The organism is Micromonospora sp. NPDC049230, assembly GCF_040647875.1.
Lineage (GTDB): Bacteria > Actinomycetota > Actinomycetes > Mycobacteriales > Micromonosporaceae > Micromonospora.
This window is the reverse complement of sequence record NZ_JBEZCZ010000087.1, coordinates 2501-5400: the sequence shown is the minus strand read 5'-3', so window position 1 is coordinate 5400 and position 2900 is coordinate 2501. Positions and strand designations below refer to the sequence as shown.

At 56.7% G+C, this 2900-nt stretch carries 2 rRNA genes (1 of these 2 cut by a window edge); both read right to left on the bottom strand.

The features are described 5' to 3' along the window. Positions 1–6: 6 nt before the first annotated feature. Positions 7–123 (bottom strand): 5S ribosomal RNA (gene rrf, locus AB0A95_RS34580). 86 nt (positions 124–209) lie between these two features. Continuing rightward, positions 210–2900 (bottom strand): 23S ribosomal RNA (locus tag AB0A95_RS34575) (it continues 420 nt past the right edge of the window).

Sequence of the window (2900 nt, the reverse complement as noted above, 5' to 3'; positions counted from 1 at the left end):
AAGATTGTCCGGCGGCGTCCTACTCTCCCACACCCTCACGAGTGCAGTACCATCGGCGCTGGAGGGCTTAGCTTCCGGGTTCGGAATGTAACCGGGCGTTTCCCCTCCGCCATGACCGCCGTAACTCTATGAACATATCAAACAACCCCGGGCACACACACGCGGGTGTTCGCTCGTTCAGAGTTGCACAGTGGACGCGTAGCAGCTTAGTAGTCAAGTCCTCGGCCTATTAGTACCGGTCAACTGAACCCGTTACCGGGCTTACATTTCCGGCCTATCAACCCAGTCGTCTAGCTGGGGGCCTTACCCCCACAAAGTGGGGTGGGATACCTCATCTTGAAGCAGGCTTCCCGCTTAGATGCTTTCAGCGGTTATCCCTTCCGAACGTAGCTAACCAGCCGTGCCCTTGGCAGGACAACTGGCACACCAGAGGTTCGTCCGTCCCGGTCCTCTCGTACTAGGGACAGCCCTTCTCAAGTATCCTACGCGCACGGCGGATAGGGACCGAACTGTCTCACGACGTTCTAAACCCAGCTCGCGTACCGCTTTAATGGGCGAACAGCCCAACCCTTGGGACCTGCTACAGCCCCAGGATGCGACGAGCCGACATCGAGGTGCCAAACCATCCCGTCGATATGGACTCTTGGGGAAGATCAGCCTGTTATCCCCGGGGTACCTTTTATCCGTTGAGCGACACCGCTTCCACTCGCAAGTGCCGGATCACTAGTCCCGACTTTCGTCCCTGCTCGACTTGTCAGTCTCACAGTCAAGCTCCCTTGTGTACTTGCACTCAACACCTGATTGCCAACCAGGCTGAGGGAACCTTTGGGCGCCTCCGTTACCTTTTAGGAGGCAACCGCCCCAGTTAAACTACCCACCAGACACTGTCCCTGAACCGGATAACGGTCCGAAGTTAGATACCCAAATCAACCAGAGTGGTATTTCAAGATTGCCTCCACCCATACTGGCGTATGGACTTCACCGGCTCCCACCTATCCTACACAAGCTAATTCGAGTACCAATGTCAAGCTATAGTAAAGGTCCCGGGGTCTTTCCGTCCTGCCGCGCGTAACGAGCATCTTTACTCGTACTGCAATTTCGCCGGGCCTGTGGTTGAGACAGTGGGGAAGTCGTTACGCCATTCGTGCAGGTCGGAACTTACCCGACAAGGAATTTCGCTACCTTAGGATGGTTATAGTTACCACCGCCGTTTACTGGCGCTTAAGTTCTCCGCTTCGCCCCGAAGAGCTAACAGGTCCCCTTAACGTTCCAGCACCGGGCAGGCGTCAGTCCATATACATCGAATTACTTCTTCGCATGGACCTGTGTTTTTAGTAAACAGTCGCTTCCCCCTGCTCTCTGCGGCCATACAACGCTCCACCCGCGCGGGGCTTCACGTCTCCGGCCCCCCTTCTCCCTAAGTTACGGGGGCAATTTGCCGAGTTCCTTAACCACAGTTCGCCCGATCGCCTCGGTATTCTCTACCTGACCACCTGTGTCGGTTTGGGGTACGGGCCGCTAAGAACTCGCTAGAGGCTTTTCTCGGCAGCATAGGATCACTGACTTCACCTGAATCGGCTCGGCATCACGTCTCAGCCTTCATGTGTTGCGGATTTGCCTACAACACGGCCTACACGCTTACCCCGGCACAACCACCGGCCGGGCTCAGCTACCTTCCTGCGTCACCCCATCGCTTGACTACTACCCATCAGGTTCCCAGCCTCCCCACCATCAACCCGAAGGTCTCCGGCAGTTTGGGTGGTTAGCACAACGAGGTTCATCAGGGACGCTCTTTCGCGGGTACGGGAATATCAACCCGTTGTCCATCGACTACGCCTCTCGGCCTCGCCTTAGGTCCCGACTCACCCAGGGCGGATTAGCCTGGCCCTGGAACCCTTGGTCATCCGGCGGAAGGGTTTCTCACCCTTCTTTCGCTACTCATGCCTGCATTCTCACTCGTGCCGCGTCCACAACTGGGTCACCCCGCTGCTTCACTCGCGGCACGACGCTCCCCTACCCATCCACACACCTGCACAAGGAATCAAGTCCAAGCGAGGATAAAATGTGAATGCCACAGCTTCGGCGGTGTGCTTGAGCCCCGCTACATTGTCGGCGCGGAACCACTTGACCAGTGAGCTATTACGCACTCTTTAAAGGGTGGCTGCTTCTAAGCCAACCTCCTGGTTGTCTATGCGACCCCACATCCTTTTCCACTTAGCACACGCTTAGGGGCCTTAGCTGGTGATCTGGGCTGTTTCCCTCTCGACTACGAAGCTTATCCCCCGCAGTCTCACTGCCGCGCTCTCACTTACCGGCATTCGGAGTTTGGCTGATTTCGGTAAGCTTGTGGGCCCCCTAGACCATCCAGTGCTCTACCTCCGGCAAGAAACACGCGACGCTGCACCTAAATGCATTTCGGGGAGAACCAGCTATCACGGAGTTTGATTGGCCTTTCACCCCTAACCACAGGTCATCCCCCAATTTTTCAACATTGGTGGGTTCGGCCCTCCACGCGGTCTTACCCGCGCTTCAGCCTGCCCATGGCTAGATCACTCCGCTTCGGGTCTAGGACACGCGACTGAATCGCCCTATTCAGACTCGCTTTCGCTACGGCTCCCCCACACGGGTTAACCTCGCCACATGCCACTAACTCGCAGGCTCATTCTTCAAAAGGCACGCCGTCACCCCGCAAGGCTCCGACGGATTGTAGGCGAACGGTTTCAGGTACTATTTCACTCCCCTCCCGGGGTACTTTTCACCATTCCCTCACGGTACTTGTCCGCTATCGGTCACCAGGAAGTATTTAGGCTTACCAGGTGGTCCTGGCAGATTCACGGCAGATTTCAGGGGTCCGCCGCTACTCGGGAACACCCACAGAAGGTCAGCAACTTTCACCTACC